Origin of the sequence: Synechococcus sp. F70.1 (genome assembly GCF_047502745.1) — a bacterium.
GTDB lineage: Bacteria > Cyanobacteriota > Cyanobacteriia > Thermostichales > Thermostichaceae > Thermostichus.
Map to the genome: position 1 here is coordinate 67,039 of NZ_JANSJL010000043.1, position 5,180 is coordinate 72,218.

Here is a 5,180-nt window from a genome sequence, read left to right on the forward strand (position 1 = left end):
GTGGGCATTGGGCTAATCGGCATCGCCCTGGCCGGTCTCATCTACTGGCAGAAGCGCCTTGATCCCAGCACTTTCCCCCGCAGCCTGCAGCCGCTGTACTACTTCTCCCTCAACAAGTGGTACCTCGACGACCTCTACGAGCGCGTCTTTGTGCGGGGCACCCGCTTTGTGGCACGGGAGGCGCTGGAAGTGGACAGCCGCATTGTGGACGGGGTGGTCAACCTGACGGGACTGGTGGCGATGGTCGGCGGCGAGGTGATGAAATACCTGGAGAATGGTAAGGCCCAGTTCTATGCCTTGATCATCTTCGCGGCGGTGGTGGTGATGGTGGTACTTGCTGGGGTTGGAATTTAGGCTGGGGCAGCGCTGCCCACACTAAAAGGATCCCCTGGCCGGGGATCCTAGCTGGGGAAGAGATCACAGCCTCCAGCAAAGAAGGGATCCCTTCCTGCCAAGTGGGTTGGACTTACTTATTGGGCTGAGGGGTGACCCGCAAGTAGGGCTTGAGCTCCTTGTAGCCCTTCGGGAACTTTTCTTTCAGCACCTCTGGATCTTGCAGGGAAGGCGGGATGATGACGTCGTCGCCATCTTTCCAGTCAGCAGGGGTAACGACGTTGTACTTATCCGACAACTGCAGAGCATCAATGACCCGCAAGATCTCATCGAAATTGCGGCCTGTGCTGGCTGGGTAGGTGATGATCAAGCGTATCTTCTTGTTGGGATCGATGATAAATACCGACCGGACGGTTAGGGGCAGCCCCTCTTGGTTGAGGTTGGTCTGATCCAGCATGCCGTAGAGCTGGGAGACCTTGCGGTCGGCATCCGCCAAAATGGGATAGGTCACCTGGGCATTCTGGGTTTCCTCAATGTCTTTCACCCAGCCAACGTGGGAGTCCACGTCGTCCACACTAAGGCCCAGCACTTTCACGCCCCGCTTCTCAAATTCGGGCATCAGCTTGGCAACCCTGCCCAGTTCGGTGGTGCAGACTGGCGTGTAGTCGGCAGGGTGCGAGAACAACACTACCCAGCTATCCCCAGCCCAGGAATAGAAGTCGATGTCGCCGTGGGTGGACTTTTGCGTAAAGTTAGGGGCAGTGTCCCCAAGTCGGAGAGACATACGCTCTATCCTCCCTAAGATGCAGTGCGGTAAGACAGGGATCCGAAACCCTTCAATCCCATTTCTTTTGATCTTGCCACACAAACCCCACTTTTCCGAGCGGATTTAGGTAATTTTAAGATCATCGTCACCTTGCCGGCAGCAGGAAGGGCTTTTCGCTGCTAGGTTGCGTTGCAAACAGAACGCGCGGATCTTGACGTCCCCTTAAGTTCTTTTAAGTTCTTCGCGGGCTGCAACGAGGAGGGGTAGCATTCTAAACAAGCAGTGGCATTCCAGGAGTATGCTGGATAACCTAGTTCCCCCCCAGCAGGAGAACTAATGGAAAACGCGGAGACAGTCACAATCTATAGCTTGGCCACTCTGTGGGCCCAAAAATATGTAGACAAGCTGAGGGCGCAGGCGGCTGGGAGTGGGCCGCTAAGCCTGCAACTAGCCGACAAGGTGAAGGGATCCCTGCGCTTTGCCAGCTCCCAGGCCTGGGCGAAAACGGAAAAGCTCTTGGCTTCCGAAATACCACGGCAGGGACTGGATCCGGACTTAATCGATCCCTGGAAAATTGCGGAGGACTCTCAAAGTCTCTTTGAGCAGGCAGCCCACGCTTTTCGGTGAAGATCGCGCCCCTCTGCGGTCAACTGCGGGCTCGTTACAGCGAGCGGGATCCGCGAGTGCTCGGCTTCTTGAGCATGCAGTTCCACTACACCGGACAAATGCTGCTGCAGGCCCTGTTGCCTGAGGAGCGCAGCCTCTTCTACCCCTACTTGAAGGTGATGGACGACCACCTGTACATGCCGCTGCAGAAGATGGACAAGGCTGCTGCCGACCAGGCGGGGGACAGTCCTTCTGTTTCTCTGGTGGCCATTCAGGAACTGTTACCCATTGTTACCAGCGTAGCTGAGTTCATCTGTGCCGAGGTGGCAGAACGTTTCAGCGGCTACTGCTGCGAGAGTGGCCCCCTGACAGATCTTGGAGTGCGGGCTTCCAGCATCCGTGATGTGGAGATGTTTCAAGTGTACCTGGGCCTCTGTGCTCTAGAAGGCAGCCTCGCCGCTGTGCAGCAGGAGCTGTTTCCCCTTTGCGTAATGCTTTATCCCCCTCTGAAGGTGGGCTGGGAGCTGCTGGACAAGTCTCTGCAATCTCGTCTGACGTCGGCTAGCTATGCCGTCTTGTTGCCTTACCTGAAAGCTGTGCAGGGCATGTTCTCGCTGGAGGTTTTCCCTGAAAACGACCCCATCTGGAGCTATCACCCCGACGTGGTGCGCCTTCTGGAGCCGGCGCGGCAGCTCTTGCAAGAACTGCTGAATCAAAAGGCCGGCTGAGTATTCCCTACTTCCCCGAGAAGCGGCTAGGCTCCACCAGCTCGGCCACAAATTGGTGCAAAAGGGGCAGGTAGCGCTCTCCGGCCACCTGCAGCAGGTTGTTGTGATCTGCTCCCTTAATGGCCACTAAGCGCTTGGGATCCCGTGCCGCTTGGTAAAGAGCTTCGGCATGCCAGAAGGGGATCAGGCGATCCTGGGTGCCGTGCAAGATCAGCAGCGGACAATTGATGTGGGCAATGCGGCTGAGGTTGTCGAAGCGATCAAAGGGCAGCAGCGGGATGCGGGTCAAGACGCGAAAGGCGCTTACAAAGGTCGATTCCAGGATCAGGCCCCCCACCGGCTTTTGGGTTGCCAAGTAAACCGAGGGTCCGCCTCCCACCGAGCGCCCGTAGACCAAAATTCGCTCCGGCGGGATCCCTTGGGCAATGAGATAGGCGTAGGCTGCCTCAATGTCCCTATAGGCGCCGGCCTCGGAAGGGATCCCTTCGCTGGTGCCGTAGCCCCGGTAGTCGTAGGCTAGGACGGCAAATCCTCCCTGCTGCAGGCCCACTAGGCGAGGCAAGATATCTCCCAAGTCCTCGGCGTTGCCGTGGCTGTAGAGAAGGGTATAGGTGGCTTGGGGATTGGGCAGGTACACCGCCGAAATCTGCAGGCCATCAGAGGTGGTGAGCTTGAGAATGGTATCCCCATCCTGGTAGCTGGCGGGGCGGGGCAGAAAGATCAGCCGCTCCGATTGAAACCAGCCCAGCCAGAGCAGGTAGCCGTACACCCCTAGGCCAACAAGCAGCAGGGATCGCCCCAGCCGCAGCCACGGGAAGAACCCGAAACTCAAAGGCTTGCCCATCGCTCGACTTGGCCTCCCGACCATTTCCCTCATCCCCAGACTCCACGGGAGAGGTGGGACGGGTGGCGTGCCGGCAGCGGCGATGTCGGGCACTTCAGGATTCGGCTGGCAGGGCAGAACATTTCCAAAGGCAAACCCCAATCCAGTTGACCAGGGTGTGGGCGACGATGGTTACCAACAAGTTTCCCGACAGCCACACTCCCATCCCCAGCAGAATGCCCACGGCGCTGGCCCAGAGGGCATAGGGCCAACCCTGCCACTCTAGCCAATGCAAAACCCCAAACAAGAAGCCGCTCAAGAGGATTCCACCCGTCCACCCCAAGGGGCTGGCCACCAGGGCTGCCATCAGCACGCCGCGAAATAGCCATTCCTCGCTCCAGCCCGGCAGCACCCCCACCCAGAAGATATCCCGCCACTGCAAGGGATCCGCCACGAGGTGCAAGTAGCTAGAGGCCGCCCGGCGATAGGCTGGCCAAAGCCAGTAAGCCCCGCCGCTGAGCAGCGCCACCCCCAGACCCAGGGCTGCCCCCCAGGCCAAGGCCAGCGGATCCCAGCGAAAGGGTACCGATAGGGATCCCAGCCAGATCCAGAGGCCAGCGATGAGCGCCAGGAGCAGGCTGGTCAGGCTCATCCCCATCAAGATCTGTTGGCGCGTGCAGGGCTGAATCTCGGCACTCATGGGAAGGGTCGCTCGGGCACCCTATTCCCAGCGTAGAGCGAATCCCGACGAGAACGGCTATGCTTTCCCCAGCCCTCGAGGGCGGAGCTTTGGATTCCCCCTTTTTTCAAGACAAGTGCTGCCTTAGCAACTGGGCGTGCTGGGCCGATCGCTCTACCCAAACGGCCACCTGGTCAGGGCTGAGGGCTGGCCCGTCGGCATAGCAGGCTAGCCAAGCCTGGTGCAGCGCCTTGGGATCTTCCGGGATCTCCTCTAGATCCCAGCCGGGCATGCCCAATTCCTCAAGCAGCGTTTTCACTTTGGGATCGTAGCTGAGGCCAAAGCAGGCACAGCCCTCGGCTGCCGCCATCACCAAGCCGTGGTAGCGCATAACAATGGCCAATCTCACCCCCCGAAAGACCCCCTTTAAAAGATAGGGATCCCGGATTTCCACCACCTGGCTGTGGTGGGGCAGGCGATGGTAAAGCTGCTGGGCCAAGTGGTAGTCTGGCCCTAGGTCAAGGGATCCGGGAGGAGCTAGCTGAAAGGGCACGAAAAGAAGATAGGCCCCCGTGGCAGCCTGGAGGCGTCGCAAGGCTTCCGCCAAAGTTTCCAGTCGCGCTGGAGTGAGCTGGGGATGCTGCCGCAGGACCACAGCAATGCGGGGCTGAGGCCATCTTTCCCACTCCGACAGAGTTTTGGCGGGCAGGCCCCAAACCGGATCCGGGGCTACTTGGTGGGGGATCCCCCACTCCTGGAGGTAGCGGGAGGCCACTCCGTCACGCACGCTGATGGCTGTACAGCTTGCTAGAGAGTGGCGGGCCAGCTTGCGGATCCAGCGCCGCTCCAAGGGGCCGATCCCCTGCGCCCAAGCCAAGGTTTTCAGACCCCGCCGCTGGGCCCAGAGCATCAGCCCCAGGTAGTAGAGGGGGCTGCGCCAACTGGTGCGATCCTGCAGCAAGCTACCCCCGCCCCAGATGAAAGCCTGAGCCTGGGCCAAACAGCGCTGCAAAGCCCAGGCATCAAAGCGTGGACAGGCCAGCACCCCATAGGTGGCAGCGGTTGCCTCAGGGCAGGGAGAAAGCACCACCGGCTGTACGGGGTTGGGCAACTGCCGGAGCTGCTGCAGCAGAACCAGCAACAAGGCCTCGTCGCCGGCATTGCCGTAGCCGTAGTAGCCACAGATCAAAACCTGTGGCCGTTTCATCGCGCCTCCTCGGCTGGTTTGCCCCAGACGGAATCCTC

Annotated in this window: 6 protein-coding genes and 1 pseudogene; 3 read left to right on the forward strand and 4 right to left on the reverse strand. The window is 59.8% G+C overall.

What is annotated here, in order from left to right:
* Window positions 1-354: pseudogene (locus tag NW860_RS03965) on the forward strand (NAD(P)H-quinone oxidoreductase subunit F); the annotation flags it as partial.
* Between the two features lie 112 nt (window positions 355-466).
* Here NW860_RS03965 and NW860_RS03970 read toward each other — a convergent pair.
* On the reverse strand, window positions 467-1,117 hold the full coding sequence (locus NW860_RS03970) for a peroxiredoxin (RefSeq protein WP_414395276.1): 651 nt from the start codon (window positions 1,115-1,117) through the stop codon (window positions 467-469).
* A 351-nt stretch (window positions 1,118-1,468) separates the two neighbouring features.
* Between NW860_RS03970 and NW860_RS03975 the strand changes: the two genes are divergently transcribed.
* Together NW860_RS03975 and NW860_RS03980 are read left to right on the forward strand one after the other, a co-directional pair.
* The gene (locus tag NW860_RS03975) at window positions 1,469-1,726 is read left to right on the forward strand and encodes a hypothetical protein (RefSeq protein WP_414512524.1); all 258 of its coding nucleotides are present in this window, start codon (window positions 1,469-1,471) and stop codon (window positions 1,724-1,726) included.
* On the forward strand, window positions 1,723-2,433 hold the full coding sequence (locus NW860_RS03980; protein ID WP_414512526.1) for a hypothetical protein: 711 nt from the start codon (window positions 1,723-1,725) through the stop codon (window positions 2,431-2,433). The genes NW860_RS03975 and NW860_RS03980 overlap by 4 nt, the downstream gene beginning before the upstream one ends.
* A 7-nt stretch (window positions 2,434-2,440) precedes the next feature.
* Here NW860_RS03980 and NW860_RS03985 read toward each other — a convergent pair whose 3' ends face one another.
* The 3 genes from NW860_RS03985 to csaB form a co-directional block, all read right to left on the reverse strand.
* Window positions 2,441-3,277, reverse strand: coding sequence for an alpha/beta hydrolase (locus NW860_RS03985; protein ID WP_414512528.1), 837 nt, complete (start codon window positions 3,275-3,277; stop codon window positions 2,441-2,443).
* A 94-nt stretch (window positions 3,278-3,371) separates the two neighbouring features.
* Window positions 3,372-3,956, reverse strand: coding sequence for a type II CAAX prenyl endopeptidase Rce1 family protein (locus tag NW860_RS03990; RefSeq protein ID WP_414512530.1), 585 nt, complete (start codon window positions 3,954-3,956; stop codon window positions 3,372-3,374).
* A gap of 106 nt (window positions 3,957-4,062) precedes the next feature.
* Entirely contained in the window at window positions 4,063-5,142 is a 1,080-nt protein-coding gene (csaB, locus tag NW860_RS03995; RefSeq protein ID WP_414512532.1) for a polysaccharide pyruvyl transferase CsaB, read from the reverse strand.
* Window positions 5,143-5,180 lie beyond the last annotated feature (38 nt).